Source organism: Chthoniobacter flavus Ellin428 (assembly GCF_000173075.1).
Classification (GTDB): domain Bacteria; phylum Verrucomicrobiota; class Verrucomicrobiia; order Chthoniobacterales; family Chthoniobacteraceae; genus Chthoniobacter; species Chthoniobacter flavus.
This window is the reverse complement of record NZ_ABVL01000006.1, coordinates 26,827-53,029: the sequence shown is the minus strand read 5'-3', so window position 1 is coordinate 53,029 and position 26,203 is coordinate 26,827. Positions and strand designations below refer to the sequence as shown.

The following is a 26,203-nucleotide window of genomic DNA, read 5'->3' as shown; positions in this document are numbered from 1 at the left end:
GGATGATGGCAGCCTTCGGTGGCAAAGGGCACAGAGAAGCACCGGCGGTCCGGGTCCGCACCCCGGCCGGTACCGCGGAAGTACTGCGCACGCATTTCGCCGAGCACAATCGTCAGGTCCTCATGCTGACCGCGGCCACCCTGGTCGCCGCCCTGGCTGCCTGGGCGCTGCTGTATTTCGTGAGCATCTGGATGCTGGTCTTCCTCATGGCCGCTCTTGACGTCTCCAACGCCCACATCCCTCACCGCTTCTGGATGCTCTACCTGGTCAGCGCCTTGTGCGGCCTCGCCCTGGCCTGGTTGGACAACCGCCTCAACCCCAACGCCCGCCCGGTCGATCGCAAGCCCCCGTGGGAAATCCTCATGGATTTCCTCCTCGCCGTTCCCCGGATGACCCTCGCCGTCGGCGGCAACCTCGCCGCCTGGCAGAAGCTGAGCGACTCCGACCTGCTCGAAGCCGCCGAACTCCTCCACCGACTGGGCAACGAAAAGCGCGTCCCCATGTCTGGCGTGCGCCTGCAAATCCCCGATCCCGAAGCCGCCTTGCGGATCCTCTACGCCTTGCAGATGACGCAAGTCATCGACACCCAGCGCGAGGGAAACGAATTCTGGCTGCGTCTTAATTCCCTGCGCCCCGCCAGCTTGCGCATGACTGGCGCCGAGCAGGCGGCGGAGTAGCGCCAGGTGGCCAGTAATCAGTATTCAGTATTCAGTGAATGCCGCTCCGAGGACACTGATTACTGATTACTGAATACTGAATACTGATCACTGATTACTCTTTTCCGACACTGGATCCGGGCACTTTCCCCCTCCCTTACGCGCACGCGTAAAACGTTTGTGCCACGTCGCGCTTGCCACTCGCCTCGCGGCCCGGCTACTCGTGTCCTCCCTCAACACGCATTCCCCTCATTTTTATGCCTGAAAAAATTGGTTTCGTCGGAGTCGGTCGCATGGGTGCTAATATGGCGCGGCGGCTGAAAGATGTCGGTTACACCGTCGCCGCGGTCTATGACGTCCGCAAAGAAGCCGCCCAGGAGCTCGCCACCGAGCTCGGCGCGGAAGCGACTGACAAGCTGGCCCGGGTCACCGAGCTCAGCGATCTCATCATCACCGTCGTGACCGACGACAAGGCCCAGCTCGCCGTCTTCACGAACAAGAAAGACAACCTGCTCATGGGCGCCAAGGGCCGGACATTCGTCAATTGCGCGACGGTCGCCCCCAGGACGCACGTGGAAGTGGAGAAGCTCTCCAAGAAAGCCGGCGCCGCTTCGCTCGAAGGCTGCATGGCTTCGTCCATCACCCAAGCCCGCAACGGCACGCTCTATCTCATGATCGGCGGTGACGAGGGCGTCTTCGAAAAGGTGAAATCCATCCTGAGCAAGCTCTCCGATGACGGGAAGCTGATGACCTACATCGGCAAGGCCGGCAAGGCCGCGCAGGTAAAAGCGCTGGTCAACATGGTCATGAACATCAACACCGCGGGTCTCGCCGAAGGCCTCGGCCTCGGTTCCGCGCTCGGCCTGGACCTGCCCATCCTCATGAAGGTCTTCTCGCAGACTGGCGCCAATTCGCGCGTGCTCGTGACCGACGGCGAGGACATGATGAATCGCGACCACTCCTGCTTCTTCAGCGCCGCGCACGCGGCCAAGGACAGTGGCATCGCCCTCGGTCTGGCCAAGGAACAGAAGCTCGTCGTCCCTCTCGCCGCGGCGGCATATTCGCAGTTCAACAAGATGGTGAAGGCAGGCCTCGGTGAACTCGACAAGAGCGGCATCGCGGAGCTCACCTTCAAGGGTCGCGGCCCGTCGAAGAAAGCCGCGAAGAAAAAGCCCGCGGCGAAGAAACCGGCGGCGAAGAAGCCTGCGAAAAAGAAGAAGTAATTTCAAACTTTCCGCCGAGTCCGCGCCGCATGAAGCGGCTCAGACTCGGCGAATAAACCAAACCAACAAACCTATTAGTTCATCATGAGCACTTACGTTCCTCTCATCAGCTCCGGCACCGCCGGCCCGCTCGGAGTCCTCCACCTGCCCCGCCTCTGGCAGAAGCTGTCCCTCGAAGCCACCGGCCAGCTCGCCGCGGGCTATCCCGGCTGCGGCAAAGGCTATGACGCCATGACCCTCAACGCCCTCGGCGTCGACGAAGCCGCCATCAAGGCCTTCGTCAAGAGCAACAAGCCCACCTATCCGCAGTTCGAAGCTTGGGTGAAGCAGAATGGCAAGAGCGTCAACGCCGACGCCATCGCCAAGCACAACGCCGCCGTCACCGGCTACATTCACGACGACGGAACCCGCCAGGGCATCCTGAGCGCGAACGGCCTGCCCGACGGTTCACCGAAGGACGCCGTGAACCTGAACAACCTCGACGACTGGTACGAGTTCCATCAGGCCGTCCTGAAGTAATTCACCCGTCCGGCAGCGGACAGCTAACATTTGCGAGCCGGCGGGGTGAATTCTCCGCCGGCTCTTTTTTTCTTAATCGTAATCTTAATCTTACTCTTAATCCCCACTGTGTGGGTGAACCTGAGGAGTAAGATTAGGATTAAGAGTAAGATTAAGAACCTCCACCTCACCAAACCATCCCTCCATGAACTCCGAATATCTCTTCCCCCGTCGTCTTGGCCGTCGTGACTTTCTGAAAATGAGCGCGGCTTCCGCGGCCGCCCTGGTGGCTCCGCGCTTCGCTTCCGCCGAATCCTCCGCCCCGGTGAAAATCGGCGAAGGCAAGTGGACCTACACGCTCGATGAAAGCTGGGGCCAACTCCCCGAGGGCATGAGCTGGGGCTTCGGCTGCGGCATCGTCGTCGACGCGAAGGACCGCGTCTACGTCACCTCTCGCTCCACGAGTCCGTGCGTTGCCGTCTTCGGCACCGATGGGAAGCTCGAGGAGACGTGGAGCAAGGATTTCGGCAACGGCTACGATCCCGAGCAGGTGAAAGCCACCGCGCACTGCGTGTATTGGAGCAAGGAACCCGCCGGCGAGTTTCTCTATTTTACCGAAAACGTGGCCAAGGACGCCGCGGGACAGCCCAACCTCGGCAAGCGCATCTACAAGACCGATCTCAAGGGCAAAGTGCTCTACACGATTGGCAACGTGGAAACCGAGGACGCTACGCACCAGAAATTCACCTGGACGAATCCAACCGACGTGGCCGTCGCGCCGAATGGCGACATCTACACCGTCGACGGTTACGGCAGCCAGATCGTCAGCCGCTTCGACAAGAACTTTAAGCACCTCAAGACCATCGGTGGACGCGCCCCCAAGGACGCGCCGAAGGGCAAGGACGCCCCGCACGGTACCTTCAACACCTGCCACGGCGTGTGGGTGAATACGCTCAAGAGCGAACCCGAAATCTACATCGCCGACCGCGCCAACGGCCGCTACGAAGTCTACGACCTGGATCTGAATTACAAGCGCACCATCGCCGGTGATTTCGCGCGCAACCCCTGCTGCTTCTACCAGCACGACGGCCACATCTACATCCCGGACCTTGGCGGTCTCGTCGCCATCCTCGACAAGGATGACAATTGCGTCGCCCGTCTCGGCGACGGCAAAGGCGTGAAAAAGGACGAATTCCAGACCGGGCAGAAAGACAAATTCGCCGCCCCGCACGCCATGTGCGTGGACAGCAAAGGCAACCTCTACGTGCTCGAGTGGGTCCCCTACGGCCGCGTGCGGAAGTTCACGCACACCCCGGCGTAACAGGGGGATCCCATCGCGAAGGCGGTGGGTTCCGCTGAAAATTCACGCGCGTTTTGGCTGACGCCTGGAGGGCCACCGCCGAGGCGGTGGCGTACGGGACAAGTGGCGGCGGGTCCTTGGGCGAGCCTCCGTCGGTGTCGAGTGTTGCCGTGACCAAGGAAGCGACGAAGCGCTTCCCTCCAATTCCCCTTCGAAAACCAATGCGCTTTCGCAGCCCATTCACGTGCGTTCCTGCCTGACGCCTGGAGGGCACCGCTCCGTCGGTGCCGGGTGTTGCCGTGACCAAGGAAGCGACGGAGCGCTTCCCTCCAAAGCCCGGCTTTACTACGGCTGTGCCGTTTCGATAAGCTACGCCTGCATGTGGAAGGAGCGGAAACATCCGGCGCATCCGGGGCCGATCGAGCGTGGCAACACGCCGATCATTATCTATCTCACGGTTTGCACTCAGGGCCGCAAACGCATCCTTGCTGCCACGGAGATCCAGAACCTTCTCGTCGACTCCTGGCAGATGGCAAGAGGATGGCTTGTTGGCCGTTACGTCGTGATGCCAGATCATGTGCATCTCTTCTGCGCGCCGGCAGAACTATCACCTCCCGCTCTCAAGCACTGGGTCCGCTACTGGAAAAACCTGGCATCACGCCGCTGGCCGCGTCCCAACGAACAGCCAATTTGGCAACTGAACTTCTGGGACACCCAACTGCGTGACGTGGCGCATTACGATGAGAAATGGGAATACACGCTCCAGAATCCCGTCCGCGCAGGATTGGTGACATCTCCGGAAGACTGGCCTTTCTCCGGCGAACTGAACGAACTCCGCTGGTAATTGACGGGTGTTCCCGCCAGACGCTTGGAGGGTCACCGCCGAGGCGGTGGCATACGGGACAAGTGGCGGCAGCTCCTTGGGCGAGCCTCCGTCGATGCTTAGATGCGATCCCTTCGCGCAAGCGCTGGAGGGAAGCGCTCCGTCGCTTCCTTGGCCGTGACAACACCCGGCACCGACGGAGCGGTGCCCTCCAGTTCTGGTTCGAAAGCCTGTTCCCGAACAATGTCGGTTGAAAGGTGTCACCGGGATACGCCACCATTGTCGCATGCCTCAGGACTATATCATGCGTCTCATCGAGCAGGCGGCGGCCATGCTGGCCGCGCTCATTGCCAAGCGACGCAGAGGTGAAATTCAGGAGGCGCGCCAGGATTTGCAGGCGTTGTGTCTGGAGAATGTCGGGCTGCCGCTCGAAACGGTGAAAGGCCTCTCGCCCAATGGAATCGCCGAGCATCTGTCCACCGCCGGCGCCAACCGCTATGTCCGCGCGGTGATCCTGGCGGAACTGCTCATCCAGGATGCGGAGACATTGGAAATCCAGGGCGAAGCCCAGCGCGCGCTGCCGAGTTGGGTCCACGCGTTCTGTTTGCTATTCGACGCCTATCCCGTTCTCTCCGAAGAGGAACAGGCGGTCTACCGGGCCAAGCTGGAGGCGCTCGCGGAGAAGGTCGCGACGCTGCCGCCGAACCCCTACACCACCGAAAGGCTCGAAGCGCTCGACGAGTTGTAAGAGGGTGGACCAGAAGTCGGACAAAAGGAGTTTTTGACCACGGATTACGCGGATTTCACGGATGCGACGAGCGACGCGGATTTCTGTAATCCGTGCAATCCGCGTAATCCGTGGTCCTCCCTACGCTCACATTGAACTTCGGTACATCCTCTCGATGCCGCTGGCGTCACGGCACGCCGGCGGGCTCCGGCTCAGGCTCGCGAGCCGGTTCGTTTTCGAGGAGCGCTCCCGATCTGCCGAAACGCAATGTCGTCGCCGCGGCCATGAGCCCGAGGAGTGCACAGCCGAACCAAACAAAGCGCGGATCGAGACCAAAGGAGCGGAAGCCGAATTGTGGGCCGAGGACCCCAGCGCCATTCCACGCCAGAGCCAGCATGCCCATGTATCGGCCACGCAACCGCTCCGGGGCGAGACGGGCGACCGAGGCGCTCGCCGTGGGCGAGCTGATCATCTCGCCAATGGTGAAAATCGTCATCGCCACCAATAGCGTCGGCACACTGCCGCACCACGCGTTGAGTCCAAAACCGAGTCCGATCAACACATAGCCGGCCGCCATCACCCGCCGCGCGTCGAAGCGTAGGGTGAGCGACGTGAGCGGCAATTCCGCGAAGACGACGAGCACGCCATTCCAGGCGATGAGAAGACCGTAGACGGTCTCCGGCGCGAGGTGAAAGCCGAGCACATCGAGGGTCAACCCCAAGCGCAGGATGTGCAGCGAGTAAGTCGAGCCGAACTGCGAGAAAACCATCGCCGAGCAAAAAGCCGCGACCCACAGCCCCTGGAAAGCGTGGTTGCGCTTGAGCGAAACAAAGGCATCGCCCCACGGTGCGTTCTTCGTCTGGCCGCGCAAGCCGTGGGGCAGCCAGAAGATCGCGATGAGGCCATAGAAGGCGGTGGTCAACGAGTCGCCGGCGAAGAGCCAGAACAGGGAATGAGTGGCCAGCAATCCGCCGACCGACGCGCCGCAGGCAAAGCCCGCGTTGGCCGCGAGTCGAAAGGCGGAATAGGCGCGGACGCGCAAAGCATTCGGCACCACATCCACGATCAAGGCGCTGGCCGCTGGATGATAGGTGCCGTTGGTGGACCCAACGAGTGCCGTGCAAACGATGATCGCCGGCAGAGAGGTCGCGGTGTAGAGCAGCATCACCCCAGCCGCCGTGGTGAAGGTTCCGAGCACGATGGTATTGCGCCGCCCGATGTGATCGGCCAGCCAACCGCCCGCCGCGCTGCCAAAGATTGCCCCGCCACCAAAGCCACTGATCGCCCAGGCGGCTTCGGCCAGGGTATGCCCCTGGCGCGTGAGGTAGATCGTGAGGAACGGCCACACAAAAGTGCCGAAGCGGTTGATGAACGTGCCGGCAAAAAGCACCCAGAACGACCGCGGCAAAGCGCGCAGGTCGCTGATCAGGGATGAGGGTTGGGCGGGTGTACTCATAGGGCGGGTCGACCGCGAAAACAAAAAACCCTGCCACCTTTCGGTGAGCAGGGTTGGGATTCGGCGGTCTGGAGTTTGGAAACTAATCAGTCATCGAATAACAACCCTGCGTGGGGCGCTGGCGGTTGACTTTGGCGAGGTGAACAAACACCGGGACGAACATTTCCACGCGCGCAAAGCAAGCCTGCCAGCCAATATAGGCCGGAAGCGGATGCGTGATGGAAAGGGATGGAGTCATTAGCGTGGGCGTTAGGGTGCTAAAATGGTTAGTTACAGTCAAGCCGGCGATTTTTACAAATCCCCCCTCTTCGGCACCGGAGGATTGTGCCACCACTTCGAAAGACGCGCGGTGGGCACGGCGGGGATCGCCAAGCCGGCATCCATATAGTGCGACGTGTCGTTGAAGAGCGTGAGCCGCGCGCGGATAGCGCCCTTGAAATCGACGATGTTCAGCGCCGCGGGATTCTGGTCGAGATTATCGCGATAACGGCGCGGATCGAAGCCGAGCAACGAACTCAGGAGCAACCGAATGGTCGCCTTGTGCGACACCACCATCACTTGCTCGCCCTGATGCGAACGCACGATCTCCAGCAACGCCGGCAGCGCACGTGCGGTCACGGCCAGACCGCTCTCACCGCCCACGGGTGCGAACGTGTAGGGATCCGCTTCCCACGCCGCTGATTCCTCCGGGTATTTCTCGTCCACCTCGCGCCGCGTCATCTGTTCCCAGTGGCCGTGCGAAATTTCGCGCAGGCCCTCGCGCGGCTGCACCTCAAGGCCATGCGGTTCGGAAACGAGGCGCGCGGTCTCTATCGTTCGTCCCAAGGTGGAGGCATAGACGGCGGCGACTTTTTCGCCGCTCAGCCGCGCCCCAAGCCGGCGCGCCTGTTCGCGACCTTCGTCGGACAAAGGCACATCGGTGGCGCCGGCAAACCGGTCCTCGGCCGTAAGGACGGTCGCTCCATGACGAATGAGAAAGATGCGGGTATTCACAGGCCTCATGGTTCGCATACGGATCAAAACGACAAGCCCAACTGCGCGCCCACGACGACGGCATCGGGAATGCGCCCGGTACCGGAGGGGTGAGAGACGTACTGCAAATCCGGCTGGAGATAGGCGAATTTCGTAAACTGGATGCGATACCCAAATTCGAGGACCGCTTCGTGTTCCGGCCGTCCGATGCCCGACGCCTGGATGGTGCTGGCGTAGTCACCACCAAACTCCCCGTAGATCAGTCCCGCGATGGTCTTGTCGTTCGTTCGGCTCGGCAGCAGCCCGGTGTAGAAGGCGCCGACATTGAACTGCCAGGGCATGATGGAAATGTTGTCCTGCGGATAATAACCGGTGTCGAAGAAGAGCGTGAATCCCTGCTCACAGCCGGGCGCGACCTGATACAGCATTTGGTCGGCGTGCAGGTAGAAGCCGTAGCTGCCCGAGGCCTTTTCCGTGCTGCCAAATTGCGCATAGCCCTTCCACGGCGAATAGGAACCGCCGATCCAGTAATGTCCCGGCAGCCCTTTCATCTGCGGCGTGGCGGCAGATTTGCCATCACTCGCAACCCGCACGGACTTCTTGAAGAATTCCGGTGTCCACCCGATCTGCGCGAGCATCATCACCCCATCGCCGCCCCGGATTCCCCAATCGAGGCCATTGGTGCTGCGCTGAAAGATGCGGTCCCAAGTCTGGAACACGCCGAACTGCAAATTGAACTCCGGCGTGGGATGGTAACGCAATCGCTCCGCCCACGTGGCAAAGGGATACGCCGAGAACTGGGTTTCGAAGAGGACGTTGGGGATGTTCCCGTCGATGCCGTTGTTCATATACAAGCCGTAGATCGGCGAGGTATTGAAATCATCCGACGCGGTGAAACGCCCGATCTTCAGCTTCCATTTATCGCCCCAGAACTTTTGTTCGAGGGTGAGATTGTAAAAGAAGAAATTCTGGCCTCCGTGGACTGCTGCACGTCGTACTGGCTGCCCACGTAAGCATTCGTCACGCTACCGCCACCCGAACGATTGATCACGCTGGCAGCCAATTGCGCGCCGCGCCAGGCAAAGAGCTTTTCGAGATCGAAGGTGATGCCGAAATAGAAGTTATCGACGTAGGTAAAGCCGCGTCGTTTGCCGCCGCTGACGTTGCCCGCCGGATTCGCCACGTAATAGCTGTCATAAGTGACACCCGAGCCGGCGAGTCGGCTGCGGAGCCCGCCGAGGTCACCGAAAAGATAGTCGCCATCCTGCCAGCGTTCGCTGTGGATATTGGCATCGAGGATGGAGCCCTGCAGCGATGGCGTACCGGCGAATACCACTGCGGGAAGGGCGGCAAGAAGGAGCGAGGAAAGAACGAGTTTGTTCATTGGGACAGGCTGACGGTGACTTGGGACAGGAGCGCTTCGATGGATCGGTTAAAGTCGGCGGCGCCATCGGCGAAACGCGTGAGCGCGTGCACGGAAAAGGCCGTGGCCAGCCGCGCGGCGTCGGCCAGCGGACATTGGCGAAATTGCGCGGCGACCAGGCCGGCGACCATGGCATCTCCCGCTCCCACCGTGCTGCGCACCTCCACCCGTGGAGGGCGTGCGACGACCGCCTCTCGCGCCGTCACGAAGCAGGCGCCATCCTTCCCCATGGATACGACGACGGTCTCGATGCCTCGCGAAACCAGCTCCCGAGCTGCTTCCACGACCGCGGCGGTGTCGGGCAAAGGACGACCGAGCAGCTCACTGAGCTCGTGAATGTTTGGCTTGATGAGATTGGGCCGGGCTTCGAGGGCCAGGGCAAGAGGCTCGCCACTTGCATCGAGCACGATCCGTGGGCCGCGCAAACGCAGCCGGGTGATCAGCTCCCGGTAAATGCCCGGATCGGCACCTGGCGGCAGGCTGCCCGCGAGCACGAAACAATCCGCATGGAGCATGTCGAGCCGATGGGTGAATGCCGCCAGGTCGGCAGCGGAAACGCTGGCACCGGGAAAGTTGATGTCTGTCGTCTGATGCAGAACGGGATCGACGACTTTGATGCCGGTGCGTGTCTGGCCGGCGACGCGCACGAAGTGGTCGGCAATGCCGCGGTGGGAGAAGAGTTCCTCGAAGCTCGAAGTGTTCTCGCGGCCGAGGAAACCCGTGACCGCCACGCGGATCCCGCTTTCCGCGAGCATGGCGGCGACGTTCACACCTTTGCCTCCCGCGTTATTGCGGGCCGTTTCCACGCGGTTCACCCCGCCCGCCGTGAAATTCGGAATGGTGACCGTGCGATCAATGGCGGGGTTGAGCGTCACGGTGACGACGCTGAATTGTTCGGTTTTCATGGAAGAGGAAGTTCGCGCACTGCATCCGCGCCCTGGCAGGCGAGAGCGCGTTTGGCGAAGGTCTGGGCCTGGGTGTGTGAAATGCCGCGCAGGTACGCTTTCACCGCCGCCACACTCGGAATGCTCATGCTCAATTCGGTTACGCCCAGGCCAGCGAGGATGACTGCGCCGCGCGGTTCGCCGGCGATGCCGCCACACACCCCAACCCATTTGCCGGCGGACTGCGCCCCACGCACCGTCTGATCGATCATGCGCAACACCGCAGGATGCAGACCATCCACCTGCTTCGCCAGGGCGGCGTGCATGCGATCCATGGCCAGCACGTATTGGGTGAGGTCGTTCGTGCCGATGGAAAAGAAATCGCATTCGCGAGCGAATTCCGCCGCCATCGCCGCCGCGGAGGGCACTTCGACCATGATGCCGATTTCCACCGGCGGTACGCCGAGCTCCGTGCGTACTTGCTCGGCAATTTCCTTGGCGGCGCGCAAATCCTCGAGCGTGGCGATCATGGGAAACATGATCTTCACCGGCCCGGTGACGGAGGCGCGGTAGATCGCGCGGAGCTGCGGCCGGAAGAGCTCCGGCTTGCGCAGGCACAGCCGAATGCCACGCACGCCGAGGAAAGGGTTGTCCTCGTGCGGCTGCGGCAGATACGGCACGACCTTATCTCCGCCGATGTCGAGGGTGCGGATGATCAGAGGGAGACCGTTGAGCGCGCGGGTCATCTCGCAGTAGGCCTCGAACTGCTTGTCCTCCGTCGGTGGCGTATCGCGCTCCAGGAAAAGGAATTCGGTCCGCAGGAGTCCGATGCCCTCCGCGCCGGCCTCCACCGCCGCCGCGGCTTCGCTCGCCTTCCCGATATTGGCCACGACCTCAATGCGATGCCCGTCGGTCATCAACGCCGGCTGGTAGCGCTCGAAGTGCTCCTCCTCGCGCTGGCGCTGGATATCGATCTGAAATTGCCGGGCCGATTCGAGCTCTGCCGCGCTGGGTTCGGTGTAAAGGATGCCCGAGGCGCCATCGAGGATGCAGGTGATTCCGGCGGTCAACTCCAACACCGCGGCGCCCACGCCGACGATCGCCGGGATATCGAGCGAGCGGGCGATGATTGCGGTGTGCGAGGTCGGCCCGCCCGCGACCGTGACGATGCCCAAAATCCGCTGCGGATCGAGCTTCGCGGTATCGCTGGGCGTGAGGTCGTCAGCGACAAGAATGGATGGTTCATCCGGCAACGACGGCTCGCTATGCTGCGTCTCCGCGAGCAGGCGCAAGACGCGCTGGCCCACATCGTGCAAATCCGCCGCGCGGCCGGCCACGCGCTGGTCGCTCACGCTCTGCACTTCCTTCACGCGATTTTCGATCGCCTGCTGCCATGACCACGCCGCGCTGTGACCGCCTTCGATGAGGGCTGTCGCTTCGCCGAAGAGCTCCGTGTCGCTCAAGAAAGCCTGGTGCGCGCGGAAGATCGCCGCCTCGTTCTTACCGACCCGCGACTTCATCGAGTCGTAAACGTCCTGGAGCTGAGTGCGCGCGCTTTCGATGGCGTTCCGCAATTTCTGCCATTCTGCATCGGGATTGCCCGGGGTGTCCTTGACCACGATATGGTCGGCCTGGAAGTGATGCAGCTTTCCGATGGCCAGTCCCGGGGAAGCGGCCACGCCCGCAATGGCACGACCACTGGACTCTGGCACCCAGGCACGGGATTCCGTGCGTGAGGGCTTTTCCTCCTCGTCACCGAGCCCGCCTTCCACCGCCTCTTTCAGCGCGGCCAGTGCCGCATCGGCATCCACGCCGCTGGCGATGATGCGCAGCACCGTTCCTCCCTCCGCGCCAAGCTTGAGCAGTGAGGCCATCGCTTTCCCATTGGCTTCCCGGTCGCGGTAGCGCACGCGAATCTCGGACGTATACTCTCCGGCCAGATCGACAAAGGCCGTAGCTGGACGCGCGTGCAGGCCGGCGCTCGTGCCGAGCCTGGCGTCGACGAATTTCGTGCCGGCGATTTCCTCTTCCGCCGGTTCGGAGCCCTCTTTCTGTCGATTCAAGCCAGCGATGATTTCCGCGGGATCGTTCGTCCGCGCGAGACGGTCCGCGGTCGCGGTGTCATCGAGAACATCGGTCAGCGCAGCGAGAATGCCCAGGTGCTCATCGCTCTTCGCCGCGATGCCCACCACGATGCGCACCATCTGACCCGGGTTCCACTCCACGCCTTCGGGAAACTGCACCACACACACCCCGGTGCGGTGAATGAGTTCGCGATCCTTGCCCATGCCGTGCGGGATGGCGATGCCGTTGCCGAGGTAAGTATTCGCCTGCTGCTCGCGACCGAGCATGCTTTCCACGTAACCGGGTGCGATGTTACCTGCATCCACCAGGACGCGCCCGGCCTGGCGAATGGCGTCTTCCTTGTTTTTCGCGTGCGCGTGTAACTGGATATTTTGCGAGGTAAGCTGGATCATGGCGGGGGAATGATGGGGAGGTGAAGGGACTCAGGCGCGGACCGGTTTCTTCAGCACGAAAAGCGCTGCGGTCGTGACGACCGTGCCGGTCACGATGGCGGAGAGGTACGGCAGCAGATGAGTCACCGCGCCCGGGATGAGCACGGCGAAAATGCCGCCGTGTGGAACGAGCAATTGCACGCCGGAGACCATGGAAATGGCGCCTGCCGTGGCCGAGCCGAGCACCAGCGCCGGAATCACGCGGAATGGATCTTTCGCCGCGAAAGGAATCGCGCCCTCCGTGATGAACGAAAGCCCGAGCACGAGGGCCGGACCACCGGCTTCGCGCTCTTCATTGTCGAAGCGTTTTTTGAACAGGAACGCGGCCAGGCCGAGACCGAGCGCGGGAGTCATCCCACCGGCCATGACGGCAGCCATCGGCGTGTAGATTTTGCTCGCGAGGAGCCCAACGGCGAAGGTGTAGGCCGCCTTGTTTACCGGGCCGCCCATGTCGAAGGCCATCATCCCACCGAGGAGCACGCCGAGGAGCAAGGCGTTCGCGCCGCGCATGCTGTTGAGCCAGTCGTTCATCGCCTGGTTCAAGCCGTGCACTGGCGGGGCGACGACGTAGATCATGAGCAGGCCGACGCTGATCGTGGCGACGAAGGGTAGGATCAGCACCGGCTTGAGCCCTTCCAGATTCACCGGCAGCTTGATTTTCTCGGCGAGAAACCGGGTGAGATAGCCGGCGAGGAAACCCGAGGCGATGCCTCCGAGAAAGCCCGCGCCAAGATTCTGCGCGAGCATCCCGCCAACCAGACCAGGCGCGATGCCCGGCCGATCCGCCACGGAATACGCGATGAATGCGGAGAGCACTGCGACGAAAAGATGAAACGCCGTGGCGCCACCGATCTGGCTCAGGGCTCCGGCAAGCGTCTCCGGATGATCACCGGCGTGAATGCCGCCAATGGCGAACGCCAGGGCGATGGCGAGGCCGCCGGCGATCACGACCGGCAGCATGTAGCTCACGCCGGTCATGAGATGCTTGTAAGCACCCGTGCGGGACTTGGAGCGCTCCGCCTTGGCTTGCTCCACGGCCTCGGCGAGATTGGGTGAGCCGCCCACAGGTTGCGCGAGGGCGGTCTTGATCACGGCCTGACCGTCGTGCATCGCCGCCTTCGTGCTCGTGGAGTAGAGTGGCTTGCCGGCGAAGCGGGAGAGATCGACTTTCGTGTCGGCCGCGATGATCACGGCATCCGCCGCAGCGATGTCCTCCGCCGAAAGCTGGTTCTTCGCACCGACCGAACCTTGTGTCTCGACCTTGATGGCGTAGCCCAGCGCTTTCGCCGCCTTTTCGAGTGCAGCGGCCGCCATGAAGGTGTGGGCGATTCCCGTCGGGCACGAGGTGATGCCGACGAGTTGCTTCCGGCTCGCACCCACGGCGGCGGCTTCGATCATGGGCGCCGCGGGCGCTGACGGCTCGGCGACCGGCTTGGACACGAGCGTCAGCGCGGACTCGATGACCGTGGCCGTGTTGCGGATCGCTTCGGCGGTGCGGGTTTCGAAGAGCGGCTTGCCAGAGAACCGCCCCGTATCCACATGCACATCCGCGGCGATGATCACCGCATCCGCTTCGGCGATCTCTCGCTCGGTGAGAACATTCTTCGCACCGACCGAACCTTGCGTTTCGACGAGGAGATGATGTCCCAGCGATGCCGCGGTCTTTTTCAACGCTTCCGCGGCGAGCAGCGTATGGGCAATTCCGGTCGGACAGGAGGTAACGGCGACGAGGTTCATGGGAGGAGGTCGGTTTCGAAAACTGTTGGTATCTTACGATTAGTTTCGGTATCAGCAAGCGAAATCTTTCTATCTCTTTCGAAATGCACTTTCGTAAGGATTCTTTTCTTTACGAAAGCGAGTGCTAGTAATGATTGAATAGCGTTTTCGAAAGATGCCGAAAGATCCCCCTACTCCTGAAATCGAACCTGCTTCCTTCGGCGAGCGCGCGCCAATGACCAATCAGCGCCGTGCGAAAATCGTGGAACTGGTACGGCAGCATGGCGCGATGCGCGTCACGGAGCTGGCGGAGCAGTTCCAGGTTTCGGAAGTGACGATCCGCAGCGACCTCATGCAGCTCGAAAAGGACGGGCAGCTGGTGCGCGATCGTGGGGGCGCGTTACCCGTAGAGGGCGGACGCCAGCTCACCGCGCTGCTCGCAGTCGAGCAGCGCGCGCATCTGCAGATGGAGGAAAAGCGGCGCGTGGCGCGCTGTGCCGCGGCGCTGGTGAGTCCCGGCGATACCATCATCATGGATGCAGGGACGACCGTAGTGGAGATGGCGCCTTTTCTCGCAGGGATCGCATCCCTGACCGTGGTGACCAATGCGCTGAACGTGGCGCTCGAAGTGGCTGCGCGCACACAGGCGCGCATCATTCTGCTCGGCGGCACCTTCAACCGGGAATCATCCGGCACCGTCGGCTCACTCGCAGAACGCACCCTCAGCGAACTGGTGGTGCAAAAGGCCTTCCTCGGCACGCAGGCTTTCGATCTCGAGAACGGATTGACCGACACCACCCTGGAGATCGCGGAAGTGAAGCGCGCGATGATCCGCGCCGCGCGGCGGGTGATTCTGCTCACCGATTCGAGCAAGCTCGGGCGGTCGGGATTCATCAAGGTCGCGCCGCTCACGGCGTTTCATACGGTGATTTGCGATCACGATTTGCCGGCGGAAACGAAAGGTTCGCTGGAGCAGCTCGGGATTGAAGTGTTCCTGGCTTAAAGGCGTACCGGCGCGCTACGAGTTGCGTTCGAAAGGCGTCCTACGGCGCATCACGAAGGAAGGCGACCAGGTCGGCCATTTGTTGCATGTTCACCGCCCCCTCGAGCCCTTCGGGCATGGGCGAAGTGCCGGTAGCTTTCAGCGAGGCAATCTCGGTGCGGGCGAAGCTTTGCTCGGTCCCATCGAGGCTTTTCAAGGTCACACCGGTTTCCGTTTCCGCGGCGATGATTCCGGCCAGCGCGCGACCGTCCTTCAATTCCACGGCATAAAGCATGAAATTCGGCGCGACCTCGCGATTGGGATCGAGAATGTTGGTCAGCAATTGTTCCGGCGACCATGCACCCACCGTGGCGAGATTCGGTCCGATGTCGCGGCCTTCGTCTCCCTTGCGATGGCACGTGGAGCAGATGGCGCGATAGACCTCATGCCCTTTCGTCGCGTCGCCGTGCATGGTGAGCACCGGCTGATAACGCGTGATCGCATCCTGTCGCGAACCGGCAGCGACGAAGAGCTTTCCGGCGCGTTCGCGCAGGGCGACATCGGGAAACCGCTGCAACGCTGCGCGGGCCGCCGGGCTGAGTTCGGCGGGATGGATCTGCTGCTTCTCCACGGCGACAATCAGTGGCTCCAGCCATTCCTTACGCGAAGTGAAGACACCGACGGCGGCTTCGCGCGCGCCGGGCGTGAGAGCCGGCCAGGCGGTGAGCAGAAGCGTGGCGACACCAGGATCCCGCTTGTCGCGGAGCGATTGGATGAAGGCGACGCAGACCGGCTCCGGTTGGCTGGGCTGAAGGAGTTTTCCTGCGAGCGATTGCATCGCGGAGAAATCCGCCAGCGCCAGCAGAGCGACGGATTCGGTGCGCTGTTCAACGCTGGCTTTCGCGGCGAGAGCACCACTCTGCGCTTTCGCGGAAACAGCGCGTAACCAATCCTGGGCGGCCGGTGAGGCAAATGTCGTCGGCGACTGGCTGTGCCGCGCCAGGCCTTTAGCCAGACCAAGCGCACCGGCTTCCGCGGAACTGGCGTGCGCCGCCGCTTCACCTGCAAGTAAATCGAGAAAAGCGCGACAAATGTCCGCCTTGGCCTCGCCACCGATGACCCCGCCGGCATCGCGCAAGAACGTAGCCGCATCCGGAGAGTCCGCTCCGCGCAGGACGGCTGCGGCCACCTCCGCCGTATGAGCGCCCGCGCTGCTGAGGATCGCCGTGCGCATCCAGGAATCCGCAACCTCATGCGAAGCCAGGGCAGCCAGCGGCTTGGCCGCGGCATCCGGCACTTCTCCCAGCGAAAGCGCGACTTGGTAACGCACGCCCAGAGCGGCATCGTCCGTCAGGTGCATCACCGCCATACGCAGCGACTCGGACTCTTTCAGCCGAGGTTCGGCGAGCAGGACAGCGGCGCGACGCATGTGTTCGTCGGAATCGTGCGTGGCAGCAACGATATCGGTCTCATTCAACGCCCCGAGACCTTCCAGCGACCACAGCGCTTGCAACCGAGCGAGCGGGTTTTGATTTTTGGACATCATCTCGCGCAGGGCCGGGACGGCGCTCTGATCCTGCCGCTCGAAGAGCAGGCGGTGAGCGGTGTCTCGATGCCACGCATTCGGATGCGCGAGCAGGGCCACGAGCTCGGCGGTGCTCGCCTTGCTCAAATGCGGCGCAGGGCGCGGCTGGAAGCCCGGCGGAGCAAGTCGATACAACCGGCCGCGATCGCGTCCGCGCTCGAGATCCAGCGCGGCGTGAATATCATCGGGCAGGCTCCAAGGGTGCTCGATGACCTCGCGATACATGTCGCACACGTGCAGGCAGCCATCCGGCGCGTTGACGAAATTCACCGGGCGAAACCAGATGTCGCGTCCCGCACAAAGCTCCTGTTTTCCATCCACCCGCGAGGCTTTGAAAGTCACGCCATCAGGCCTGGTCTTCAGCCGGTAGAAAAGGTTCCCTGCACAATCCGCGACGATGAGGTTGCCGTAAAACTCCGCGGGATAAGCGTCGCCTCGATAAACAGTGATGCCGCTCGATGAAGTCACGACACCGGAGCCGACCAATTCGCTGCGCGGCATGTGCGCGGTCACCGTGGAATCGGCGGACCAGCGTTTGGCGCGCAGCTCCCGCCAGGCTTCCGGTGGGCTCACGCGATAGACGGGCAACTGGTCGCCGGATTCCGCGACATCCGTGAGCGCGCTCACCACGGGCAGATAAGGATTGCGGGCCAGATAGCGGCTCTCGATCGCGATGTGCTGCGCGGGGTTGCGGATGTTGCAGAGGAAACGATTACCCCAGTCGTCACGCCCATTGCCGAAGCGCGCTCCGCCGCTCACGAGCTCGAGCAGATTATTGCGTGGATCGAGCCGCAGATCCGCGCGGCGCAGGCTCAACGGCTTCAGCTCGGGGTGCATGAGGTTTCGGATTTCGCCGCCATTGCTGCCGCCGGAAATGTAGAGCCGGTTATCGAGGCCCCAGACCGGATTGTTCATCACCGCCTGCACGTTGAATTTGCGAAGGCCGGTGAAGAGTTTTTGTCGCGCGTCGGCGTGGCCATCACCTTTCGTGTCCTTGAAGTACCACACATCCGGCGTGGCGGTAACGATGATGCCGCCCTTCCAGCACGCGATGCCTGTAGGCCACGAAAGGCCTTCGGCGAAAATCGTGCTGCGATCGAATTTCCCGTCGCCATCATCATCGAACAGCATGCGGATGCGACCGATCGGCGCGTCCGTGGGATTTTCCTGGTTGGCCTTGTGGTGCGCCTTGTCGGTGTAGGGGTAGTCCACCATCTCCGCGACGAAGGCGTGGCCGTCTTCGTCGTAAGCCATGGCCACGGGGCTCGCGACCATCGGCTCGGCGGCGAGCAGATCCATGTGAAAGCCGTGGAGGGTGTGGAAAGCTTTCTCGGCTTCCGCGGGAGATGTCGGGGGGATCGAGGGAAACTTCAGCGGCTCGGCGCCAAAGGCCGCGCCGGGCAGAAGGAGGATGAGCGCGGCCAGGCGCTCAAGCGCCGAGAAAACGTTGCGCGTTGGCTTGGGTGATGGCGTCGTGCTGGGCATCGGTGAGGGCGGATTCCCGGAGTTTGAGTTGCGCGGATTCGAAGTAGAAAACCGGGGCGTAGGAACCGAAGCAGAGCTGCGCGACGGGGAAATCGTCGAGCACGCCGGCAATGCCCTCGATGCCTTCGACCATGGCCACATCGAGGAGCACGCTGGTCTTTTTGCAGCGCGAGCAGGAGCGGCTTGCCGCCGGAGACGCGCGGCCCAGTTCAGCAACATGACACGCGCGCCGCTGACCGACGCGAGGAGCGATGGCAAGGGCGTAATATCCACCGGCGGCACGCGGAGCAGCGGGTTTTGCGTGCGTTCGTCTTCGAGCATCGCGGCGATCTGCACGGCGAGGCGATGTTCGGTCGCAAGCTGGAGCAGCGCGGCGAAGCGCGGGTCATCGAGCTTGTAACCGTGATAGCCGGGGAGCAGGCGCAGCCCGCGCATGTGATGTTTTTGGGCACACGCTTCGACGTCGGCTTCCCAGCGCGGGAGCGAGAGATTGACCATGCCGAAGGGCTCGAAAATCGGAAACCGCCGGCAAGTTTCAGCGAGCCGCGTATTTACGCCGCCGATGTCCTTGTGGAGGATTCCATCGAAAGAAGAAACCCAGGCGCGGCTCACCCCGTTTTGCTGCAACTTCGCCGCGAGCGCCGCTGGGTCCTCGAGACGCAGTCGCCGGATCGGCCATGGATCCAGCCAGGCGTTGGTATCGATGAGTGCTGTCTTGCGCGGCTCGGCGGGAGCGGCTGACGAGGACGTCCGCCCGGCGAACAGACCCGCGGCGAGGGCGCCGCGCAGGAAGTCACGCCGGGGAAGGGAAAACGAGGAATCGCTCATGGGAGGTCAGAACTGGATGCCCTTTTGGCGGAGGATCGGCGTGAGCAGGCGAATGAGATTTCCGCTGAAGATCAGCTTCTTCGCCTCGTCCGGAATGTCCGCGCCGTGGACCTTGGCGAGTTGCGAAGCGAAGCTGCGTCCGCCGGCGTCGCTGCCGTAGAGCACGCGTTCGGCGCCAAGTTCGCGCACGGCCATTTCGGTGTAGCCGGCCACCGGATCGGAACCGGCGAGATCGGAATAGGCATTGGGGAGCGAGGCGATGACGCGAACCCCCTGCTCCCAATCGCCGCCGGTGTGTCCGCACACCAGCGGAATCGACGGATGGCGACCGGCGAGTTCGGCGAAATCCATGGGCGTCGATTCACCGGGGTAGTTGGCCATTACTTTCAGCCACGTGTGCTGGAAAACGAGCGCCTGCAATTCATGCGCGCGCTCGACGAGGCGATCGACCGCCGGCACGTTGCAATGTTGCGCGACCCACAGCTTCACGCCGACCATTGGGCCGTCCTTCACGCAGCGATCCAGCTCGGCAAGGCTTTCGTCCGGGTGTTTGGGGTTCAAATAGACAAAGCCAAGGAGGCGGTCCGGCCACTTCGGCAGCACGCTCAACACCTGGTCATTTTCGAAGCGGAACCGCTCCGGCTTGGGATCCTGCGTCATGGGAAAGCCCATGAAGAGACACAGCCGCTCGATGCCCATTCGGTCGGCCACCCGCAGGAGTCGCTCGGCGCGCTGTTCCGCGGAACCGCCGATGGCGGGAAAGTGGGTATGCAAATCCCAGATGCGCATGTGTTCGAGGGGTGAACTGGATTCGTCAGGCACAACCGACGGGACTGCGCCACCTTAGCCGAAAAGGTTAAAAACAGCCCGTTACCGGAAGATTCCGCTGGGATCGATACCGCCGCTACCGTGGGCCATACTTTTTCGTGCCATTCCTCCATTTTCGTGGACACTTTCCTTTGATGAAGCCTGCGCAACTCCGTGCCCTGGCCCTCGCCGAATGGCGCGGGCAGGCGGAGCCGTACGTGCGCGCGGACCGCACCACGGCGGTCGGCGATGCCGTGCGGAAGGTGATGCAAAGCCTCGGCCTTGGTGATCGCCTGAAGGCGGATGAAGTGCTCGCCGCATGGCGCGAGATCGTCGGTGATTTCTTCGCCAAACACTCCGCACCGCAGCAACTCAAGGACGGCGTGCTCTATGTCGCCGTGCTGCAGCCCACGGTGCACTTCGAGCTCGATCGCGTGTGGAAGCGCGACATCATCGCCAAGCTCAAGCAACGCTTCGGCGCCCGCACGGTGCGGGAAATCAAGTTCCGCCTCGGCTGAAGGACGCATGGCCGACTCCATTCGCATCGAGAGTCTCGAACTCCGTTCCTACATCGGTGTGCCAGCGGAAGAACGCGCGGCCACGCAGCGTCTCACGGTCAGCCTGGTGCTGGAGCCGGTCCGTGACTTTCGCGCACTCGACGATCGGATCGAAAACACGGTCGACTATTTCGACGTGGGCAATTTCGTGAAGGCACTGAGCCTCTCGGGGCCGCGCCAGCTCATCGAGACGCTCGCGGAAGAAATCGCCGGGCAATTGCTCGCGCGCTACCCGCTGCGGGCGGTCGAGGTCGAGCTGCGCAAATATATTCTGCCCGATACGGCTTTCGTCGCGGTCCAGCTTCGACGGGAACGCGAGGCCGGTTGAGATCCTATCATTCCTATTCTTCCTATCCCTCCTATTCGGCGGTCTTCGGATAGGAGGTATAGGAAGAATAGGAGTCATAGGATTCCATTTCGCGCTGCCCTACCCTTTCCAAATCTCATGAGCAAAGCACCTCTCCCGAAACTCATCATCGCTTCGAGCGATCACGATGCCGACATGCTTTACGCCACCGGCTTTTTCGTGCCGGATGCGTTTCTCTTCCTGCAGCAAGGAAAGCGTTCCACGATCGTACTCAGCGATCTCGAGATCGACCGCGGACGGAAGGAAGCGCGCGTGGATAAAATCGTGGCGTATTCGGACATCTCGAAGCGCCTGAAAAAGCGCAAGAACGCCAGTTTCGTCGATCACGCGGTCGCGTTTCTGCAGGAACGCAAGGTCCGTCGCGTGGCGGTGCCGGCGTCTTTTCCGCTCGGGCTCGCGCGCGACCTCGAGAAAGCGGGCATCAAGCTCGTGCCGCAACCGGGGCTGTTCTGGCCGGAGCGTGAACACAAAACAGCGGACGAATTGAAACTCATGCGCCAGGCCATCGCGATTACGGAAACCGGCATGGCTCGGGGAGTGGAAGTATTGCGGGCCGCGAAGATCGGCCCGCAGAAGGCGCTGCGCTGGAATGGCGCGCCGCTCACTTCCGAAATCCTTCGCGCGGAAATCGACTCCGCCATCCTGCGCGCGGGGGGCGTGCCGGCGAATACGATTGTCGCCGGCGGCGAACAGGCGTGCGATCCCCATGAGCGCGGGCACGGACCCTTGCGGGGAAATGAGTTGATCATCCTCGATATCTTCCCGCGCTCGGCGGCCAGCGGTTACTTCGGCGACCTCACGCGGACAGTCGTTCGCGGGCGGGCCAGCGAGGCGCAAAGACACCTTTGGGACACCTGCCTCGAAGGTCAAAAGCGCGCCCTTCGCGCAATGAAGCCGAAGGTCGTGGGCAAAGAGGTGCAGGACGGCGTCCGGGAATTTTTCACCGCGCAGGGTTACCCCACCGAACAGCGAAATGGGCGATGGAACGGCTTCTTCCACGGCCTCGGTCATGGGCTGGGACTCGAGATTCACGAGTCGCCGCGGGTGGCGGCGACCACATTCCGTCCCGGCCAGGTGGTTACCGTCGAGCCAGGCATTTACATTCCCGGCCTTGGCGGGGTCCGTCACGAAGACGTGATCACGATCACACAAACGGGGAATCGCTTGCTGTCCGGCTTTCCGAAGCCGTTCGAGATCTAGCAGTCTCGTTCGAAGCAGAATTCTGCCTCTTAATCTTAATCGTAATCTTAATCTTAATCCTCGGCGGTTGGGTTCGGGATTAAGATTAAGATTAAGAATTCCCCCGACGCATCTTGGGGAACTACCGGACGTTTTTCTCTGTAAACGCCCAATTTTGAACACTCTTGCCATGCGGATGTCTTATTTCCCCGCATGCTTGTGACCTTACCGTTGCTGTTTCTCGTAGTGTTCGTCATCGCTTCGGCTCGGCCTGTTCCGGCCCCGGTCCCCGTGCGCATCCGCGCCTCCTCACGGCGCCCCCACTCATGAGTTGCTTCGCCTCTGCCCTTCCTGCCACCAGCCTTTGGCCCCTCAGCCCTTCCCCAGCGCCTGCGCCTGCTCCCGCGGAAACGGCATTCCCCTCCGACGCGAAGCCTGTTACGAAAGCGCGGACGATGCAGGATGACCTGAGCCGCAAACAAGACGACGAACTGATCGCCCGCACGCAAGCGGGCGAGGCAGCGGCGTTTGATGAGCTCGTGGTCAAATACAGCCCGCGTCTCTACGGCCTGGTCTACAACATGACCTCCAACCACGAGGACACCAACGACCTCATGCAGGACATCTGGTCGAAGGCCTACCGCTCCATCGCCGGCTTCCGTGGCAAGTCGTCGTTTTACACCTGGATTCACTCCATCGGGGTGAACATGACCATCAATTTCCTCAAGAAACGCGGCCGGCGCTACACCTTGAGCCTCGATGACATCGACTCCAATGTGCAGCACGACAAAGAGTTCATCGAGCTCACCGCCACCAGCACCCCGGTGCGCGAAGCCGATCTCAGCGAACTCCAGAAAAGGTTGAACGAGGCCATGCAGAAACTGTCTCACGATCATCGGGCGGTCGTTACCATGTTCGACATTCAGGGGATGCCCCACGCGGAGATCGCGAAGATCCTTGGAATCTCGGAGGGCACCGTCCGGTCCCGGCTTTTTTACGCACATCGCCAGTTGCAAAATTTTCTCACTGAGTTTCACTCCTAAATTTGCGCCATCTCCCATGACCGAAGAACAACTCTCCGCCCTGTTAAGGATCAAGCGCTTCGAACAACCGCCTCCGCAGTACTTCGATCAGCTCCTGCAAAATATCCATCGTCGCCAGCGCTCGGAACTACTGCACCGTCCCCTGTGGAAGATCGCGGCGGAACGCATGCAGACGTTCTTCAGCGAACACAGCATGAGCCACCTCTCGTATGCCGGTGCGCTCGCGTCGGTGGTGGTCGTGGGTATCGTGGGTATTGGTTTCCTGACTTCCGGTGGCTCGCTGGAGCCTGTAGGTGCACACGGCTTGCCGGCCATCGCGGATTCCCACGCTCCCCGGGACATCGCTCCCGCAGATAACGCCTTTTCGCAGAAGAGCCTGCTCGCCATTGAAATGGCGCGTCCCTCGTCTGCCTTTGGTCCTTCCGCTCTGCCGACTTCCGCTCCGCTACCGACTGCTCAAAACTTCACGGCGCCCGGGGCGCAACAGCCGCGCTATGTCATCGACGCGCGTCCTGCCAGTTATGAGCCGGCTCCCGCTTACAGTTTTTAAGCACTCGCGCGGGCGCTCCCGCCCCATTCCATCCATGCGGCTTCTTCTGGCAATCATCGCGGGCAGTTTGCTCGGCGGCACCCCGGTCTTCGCCGCGGATACAGCGGATGCCGCGAAAGCCAACGAACCGGCGATCACGCTCGACGCCATCCAGCGCGACGTCCAGGCCATCTTCCACAAGTGCCGCGACGCGGTCGTGCGCATCGAGGCCGAGGACGAGCGTGGTTATCTTTCCGGCTCGGGTTTCTTCATCGACCCAAACGGCATGCTCTACACCTCCTACACCGTAGGTGGGGAGTCGCACGACATTCACGTCTCCTTCAATGGCGCGCACTACAAGGCCCAGCGGCTCGTCAGCGACATCCGCAGCGGCGTCGCCATTTTGAAGATCGAAGCAGAGACTCCTTTCCTGACCTTCGGCGATTCGCATCAGCTCTCCGTCGCGTCACCGGTCATTGCCATCGGCTACCCGATGGATCTCCCGCTCACACCCGTCTTCGGCACCGTCGGCGGCTTCGAGTTGAAATACCAGGGCCGCTTCTTTGCCACCACGCACATCCGCGCCAATCTCCCCGTGCAACGTGGTGAAGGCGGCGCTCCGCTCGTCAATTCTCACGGCGAAGTCGTCGGCATCCTCATCAGCCGACTCGAGTCAGGAAACGGCTCGTTCGTTCTGCCCATCGAAGCCGCGGAAAAAGTGCGCAAGGATTTCATGCGTTTCCACGATGTCCGCCCCGGCTGGATTGGCGTCCGCATCAAGCCGCTGGAAGAACCCGTCAACGGCTCCACGGCCGAGATCGAGGAAGTGCTGCCCGACGCTCCCGCGGAAAAGGCCGGCCTGCATGCCGGCGACGTCATCGTCCAGGTCGGCAACCATCAAGTCAGCTCACCGGAAGACGTGCTCGCCGCCTCCTTCTTCCTGACTGCCACGGATGAAACCACCATCCGCGTCGCCCGCGATGGCTCGGAGCAGGATTTCAGCGTCATGCCCGTCGACCCCCGCCCTGTCCCGGCCGCCATCCCAGCGCCCGCGGCCACCCCTGCGCCCGCGGCCATCCCCGCGAAGGCTGATCAATAGGCGCCAGGCGGACGGATTCGATCGCGGAACGATATCACGGACACATTCAGGCTCCTGAATGGAGATGAGTGCGGCATGGTTGCAGCGATTAGAGCAACAGGGCGTTTTTCGGACGAGTAACGCCATGCAGAAGTTTCTCGCGCACCGCCATCTATTGCTGTTTCCGCTCTAAGAGAGTGTACCGAAAGTCTGACAAGACGAGTTTTTGAGCACGGATTACGCGGATCGCACGGATGAGACGAGCCGACACGGACTTCTGTAATCCGCGCAATCCGCGTAATCCGTGGTCCTTCCCCCGCTCACATTGAATTTCGGTAGACCCTCTAAGAATTTCGCCCCAAAACGCCTCTGAAGATTACCCATTCATGAAAATCGCAATCTCCCTGTTGCTTACTCTCGCCGCAGCCCTTCCTCTCCTCGCCGAAAATACTCCCGCTGAACTTCGCCAGACCAGCAAAGCCGTGCTCGGCACCATCCCCGACAAAATGCCCGGCTCCGAGTCCGACACCCCGGACATGGTCGAATTGGGACGCACGCTTTTCTTCGATGTCCGCCTTTCCGCGAACAATACCCAATCGTGCAACTCCTGCCACGCGATCGACCAGCAGCGCGGAGGGGCGGACACCGCTCCGACTTCGCTCGGTGATGCCGGCAAACATGGCGGACGCAACGCGCCAACCGTGCTGAATGCCGGTTTCCATGTAGCTCAATTCTGGGATGGCCGCGCCGCCGATCTCGCCGCCCAAACCAAGGGACCGATTCTCAATCCCGTTGAAATGGGCATGCACGGCGAAACCGCCGTCCTTGAGAAACTCAACGCGGTGCCTGGCTATGGAGAGGCTTTTGCCAAGGCCTTCCCCAAGGACGCCAAGCCGCTCACCTACGACAATCTGGCCCGCGCCATTGCCGCCTTTGAGCACACGCTCATCACCCACGATCGCTTCGATGATTTCCTCAAGGGCGAAGACGGCGCGCTCAACGACCGCGAGCGCAAGGGCCTGCAAACGTTCGTTTCCGTCGGCTGCGTCGGCTGCCACAACGGCCCGCTCTTCGGCGGCAACAGCTTCCAGAAACTGGGTGCCGTCAATGCCTACAAAACCGACGACCAGGGCCGTTTCGCTGTCACCAAGGATGAAGCGGACAAGTTCAAGTTCAAGGTGCCGAGCCTGCGCAACATCGAGATCACCGCCCCTTACTTCCACGACGGCAGCCAGACCACACTGGACGGCACTGTTCGCGAAATGGCGTGGCTCCAGTTGGGCCGCAAGCTGACCGACCAGGAAGTCGACGACATCGTGACCTTCCTGCACACGCTGACCGACAAGAGTCGGACGCCCACGCACACGACCAGTCGGTAGGCAGGCGGCGGCATCAGGGGAGCAACCCCTCGCAAAGCTCTTTCAACGGAGAGCGGACAGCAATGCCCGCTCTCCGTTGTCTTTTGACGGCGAGGAGCAGCTTACAACCGCCCTCCAAAGAAGAGCCCTGGAGGGCACCGCCGAGGTGGCGGCGTCCGGGACAAGCGGCGGCAGGTCCTTGGGCGAGCCC

At 62.2% G+C, this 26,203-nt stretch carries 24 protein-coding genes; 14 read left to right on the top strand and 10 right to left on the bottom strand.

Annotated elements, in window-relative coordinates:
• The first annotated feature begins 2 nt into the window (after positions 1-2).
• From CFE428DRAFT_RS11700 to CFE428DRAFT_RS11675, 6 genes are all read left to right on the top strand, one after another.
• Positions 3-677, top strand: coding sequence for a hypothetical protein (locus CFE428DRAFT_RS11700; RefSeq protein ID WP_006979745.1), 675 nt, complete (start codon positions 3-5; stop codon positions 675-677).
• A gap of 236 nt (positions 678-913) precedes the next feature.
• On the top strand, positions 914-1,879 hold the full coding sequence (locus CFE428DRAFT_RS11695) for an NAD(P)-dependent oxidoreductase (RefSeq protein ID WP_006979744.1): 966 nt from the start codon (positions 914-916) through the stop codon (positions 1,877-1,879).
• Between the two features lie 84 nt (positions 1,880-1,963).
• A complete protein-coding gene (locus CFE428DRAFT_RS11690; RefSeq protein ID WP_006979743.1) occupies positions 1,964-2,398 on the top strand; it encodes a DUF5069 domain-containing protein in 435 nt (144 codons plus the stop codon).
• Between the two features lie 184 nt (positions 2,399-2,582).
• Positions 2,583-3,698, top strand: coding sequence for a twin-arginine translocation signal domain-containing protein (locus CFE428DRAFT_RS11685; RefSeq protein WP_006979742.1), 1,116 nt, complete (start codon positions 2,583-2,585; stop codon positions 3,696-3,698).
• 358 nt (positions 3,699-4,056) lie between these two features.
• Positions 4,057-4,521, top strand: a complete 465-nt coding sequence (locus tag CFE428DRAFT_RS11680; RefSeq protein ID WP_006979741.1) for an REP-associated tyrosine transposase — start codon at positions 4,057-4,059, stop codon at positions 4,519-4,521.
• Between the two features lie 265 nt (positions 4,522-4,786).
• Complete coding sequence (locus CFE428DRAFT_RS11675) at positions 4,787-5,248, top strand: hypothetical protein (protein WP_006979740.1); 462 nt, start codon at positions 4,787-4,789, stop codon at positions 5,246-5,248.
• A gap of 166 nt (positions 5,249-5,414) precedes the next feature.
• Here CFE428DRAFT_RS11675 and CFE428DRAFT_RS11670 read toward each other — a convergent pair whose 3' ends face one another.
• The 8 genes from CFE428DRAFT_RS11670 to CFE428DRAFT_RS11640 form a co-directional block, all read right to left on the bottom strand.
• Positions 5,415-6,683 carry an MDR family MFS transporter gene (locus CFE428DRAFT_RS11670; RefSeq protein WP_006979739.1) on the bottom strand — a complete coding sequence of 423 codons (1,269 nt, stop codon included), beginning with the start codon at positions 6,681-6,683 and terminating at the stop codon, positions 5,415-5,417.
• 82 nt (positions 6,684-6,765) lie between these two features.
• Positions 6,766-6,921, bottom strand: a complete 156-nt coding sequence (locus CFE428DRAFT_RS37230) for a hypothetical protein (protein WP_006979738.1) — start codon at positions 6,919-6,921, stop codon at positions 6,766-6,768.
• 53 nt (positions 6,922-6,974) lie between these two features.
• Positions 6,975-7,676 (bottom strand): histidine phosphatase family protein, encoded by a 702-nt coding sequence (locus CFE428DRAFT_RS11665; RefSeq protein WP_042724857.1) that lies wholly within the window; start codon positions 7,674-7,676, stop codon positions 6,975-6,977.
• Positions 7,677-7,699: 23 nt separating this feature from the next.
• The gene (locus CFE428DRAFT_RS11660) at positions 7,700-8,560 is read right to left on the bottom strand and encodes a carbohydrate porin (RefSeq protein ID WP_237705485.1); all 861 of its coding nucleotides are present in this window, start codon (positions 8,558-8,560) and stop codon (positions 7,700-7,702) included.
• Between the two features lie 2 nt (positions 8,561-8,562).
• Positions 8,563-9,039 (bottom strand): hypothetical protein, encoded by a 477-nt coding sequence (locus CFE428DRAFT_RS11655; protein ID WP_006979735.1) that lies wholly within the window; start codon positions 9,037-9,039, stop codon positions 8,563-8,565.
• Positions 9,036-9,983 carry a 1-phosphofructokinase gene (pfkB, locus tag CFE428DRAFT_RS11650; protein ID WP_006979734.1) on the bottom strand — a complete coding sequence of 316 codons (948 nt, stop codon included), beginning with the start codon at positions 9,981-9,983 and terminating at the stop codon, positions 9,036-9,038. Before pfkB ends, CFE428DRAFT_RS11655 begins: the two co-directional genes overlap by 4 nt.
• A complete protein-coding gene (gene ptsP, locus CFE428DRAFT_RS11645) occupies positions 9,980-12,439 on the bottom strand; it encodes a phosphoenolpyruvate--protein phosphotransferase (RefSeq protein WP_006979733.1) in 2,460 nt (819 codons plus the stop codon). The genes pfkB and ptsP overlap by 4 nt, the downstream gene beginning before the upstream one ends.
• A 30-nt stretch (positions 12,440-12,469) precedes the next feature.
• Positions 12,470-14,215: a PTS fructose-like transporter subunit IIB gene (locus CFE428DRAFT_RS11640; RefSeq protein ID WP_006979732.1), complete on the bottom strand. Its 1,746-nt coding sequence runs from the start codon at positions 14,213-14,215 to the stop codon at positions 12,470-12,472.
• A 154-nt stretch (positions 14,216-14,369) separates the two neighbouring features.
• Between CFE428DRAFT_RS11640 and CFE428DRAFT_RS11635 the strand changes: the two genes are divergently transcribed.
• Positions 14,370-15,197 carry a DeoR/GlpR family DNA-binding transcription regulator gene (locus CFE428DRAFT_RS11635; RefSeq protein ID WP_049975617.1) on the top strand — a complete coding sequence of 276 codons (828 nt, stop codon included), beginning with the start codon at positions 14,370-14,372 and terminating at the stop codon, positions 15,195-15,197.
• 40 nt (positions 15,198-15,237) lie between these two features.
• Here CFE428DRAFT_RS11635 and CFE428DRAFT_RS11630 read toward each other — a convergent pair whose 3' ends face one another.
• Complete coding sequence (locus tag CFE428DRAFT_RS11630; RefSeq protein WP_006979730.1) at positions 15,238-19,074, bottom strand: PVC-type heme-binding CxxCH protein; 3,837 nt, start codon at positions 19,072-19,074, stop codon at positions 15,238-15,240.
• A 6-nt stretch (positions 19,075-19,080) separates the two neighbouring features.
• On the bottom strand, positions 19,081-19,896 hold the full coding sequence (locus CFE428DRAFT_RS11625; RefSeq protein WP_202797415.1) for an amidohydrolase family protein: 816 nt from the start codon (positions 19,894-19,896) through the stop codon (positions 19,081-19,083).
• Between the two features lie 140 nt (positions 19,897-20,036).
• On the opposite strand from CFE428DRAFT_RS11625, the gene CFE428DRAFT_RS11620 reads away from it, so the two are divergent.
• The 7 genes from CFE428DRAFT_RS11620 to CFE428DRAFT_RS11585 all read left to right on the top strand — a co-directional run bounded on the left by CFE428DRAFT_RS11620 (position 20,037) and on the right by CFE428DRAFT_RS11585 (position 26,013).
• Positions 20,037-20,399, top strand: coding sequence for a DciA family protein (locus tag CFE428DRAFT_RS11620; protein WP_006979728.1), 363 nt, complete (start codon positions 20,037-20,039; stop codon positions 20,397-20,399).
• A gap of 7 nt (positions 20,400-20,406) precedes the next feature.
• Positions 20,407-20,766, top strand: a complete 360-nt coding sequence (locus CFE428DRAFT_RS11615) for a dihydroneopterin aldolase (protein WP_006979727.1) — start codon at positions 20,407-20,409, stop codon at positions 20,764-20,766.
• Positions 20,767-20,883: 117 nt separating this feature from the next.
• Entirely contained in the window at positions 20,884-22,005 is a 1,122-nt protein-coding gene (locus CFE428DRAFT_RS11610; RefSeq protein ID WP_006979726.1) for a M24 family metallopeptidase, read from the top strand.
• Positions 22,006-22,310: 305 nt separating this feature from the next.
• Positions 22,311-23,027, top strand: a complete 717-nt coding sequence (locus CFE428DRAFT_RS11605; RefSeq protein WP_202797414.1) for a sigma-70 family RNA polymerase sigma factor — start codon at positions 22,311-22,313, stop codon at positions 23,025-23,027.
• A 16-nt stretch (positions 23,028-23,043) separates the two neighbouring features.
• Entirely contained in the window at positions 23,044-23,577 is a 534-nt protein-coding gene (locus CFE428DRAFT_RS33460; RefSeq protein ID WP_006979724.1) for a hypothetical protein, read from the top strand.
• Positions 23,578-23,611: 34 nt separating this feature from the next.
• Positions 23,612-24,655, top strand: a complete 1,044-nt coding sequence (locus tag CFE428DRAFT_RS11590; protein ID WP_006979723.1) for a S1C family serine protease — start codon at positions 23,612-23,614, stop codon at positions 24,653-24,655.
• Positions 24,656-25,020: 365 nt separating this feature from the next.
• The gene (locus CFE428DRAFT_RS11585; protein ID WP_006979722.1) at positions 25,021-26,013 is read left to right on the top strand and encodes a cytochrome-c peroxidase; all 993 of its coding nucleotides are present in this window, start codon (positions 25,021-25,023) and stop codon (positions 26,011-26,013) included.
• The last annotated feature ends 190 nt before the right edge of the window (positions 26,014-26,203 follow it).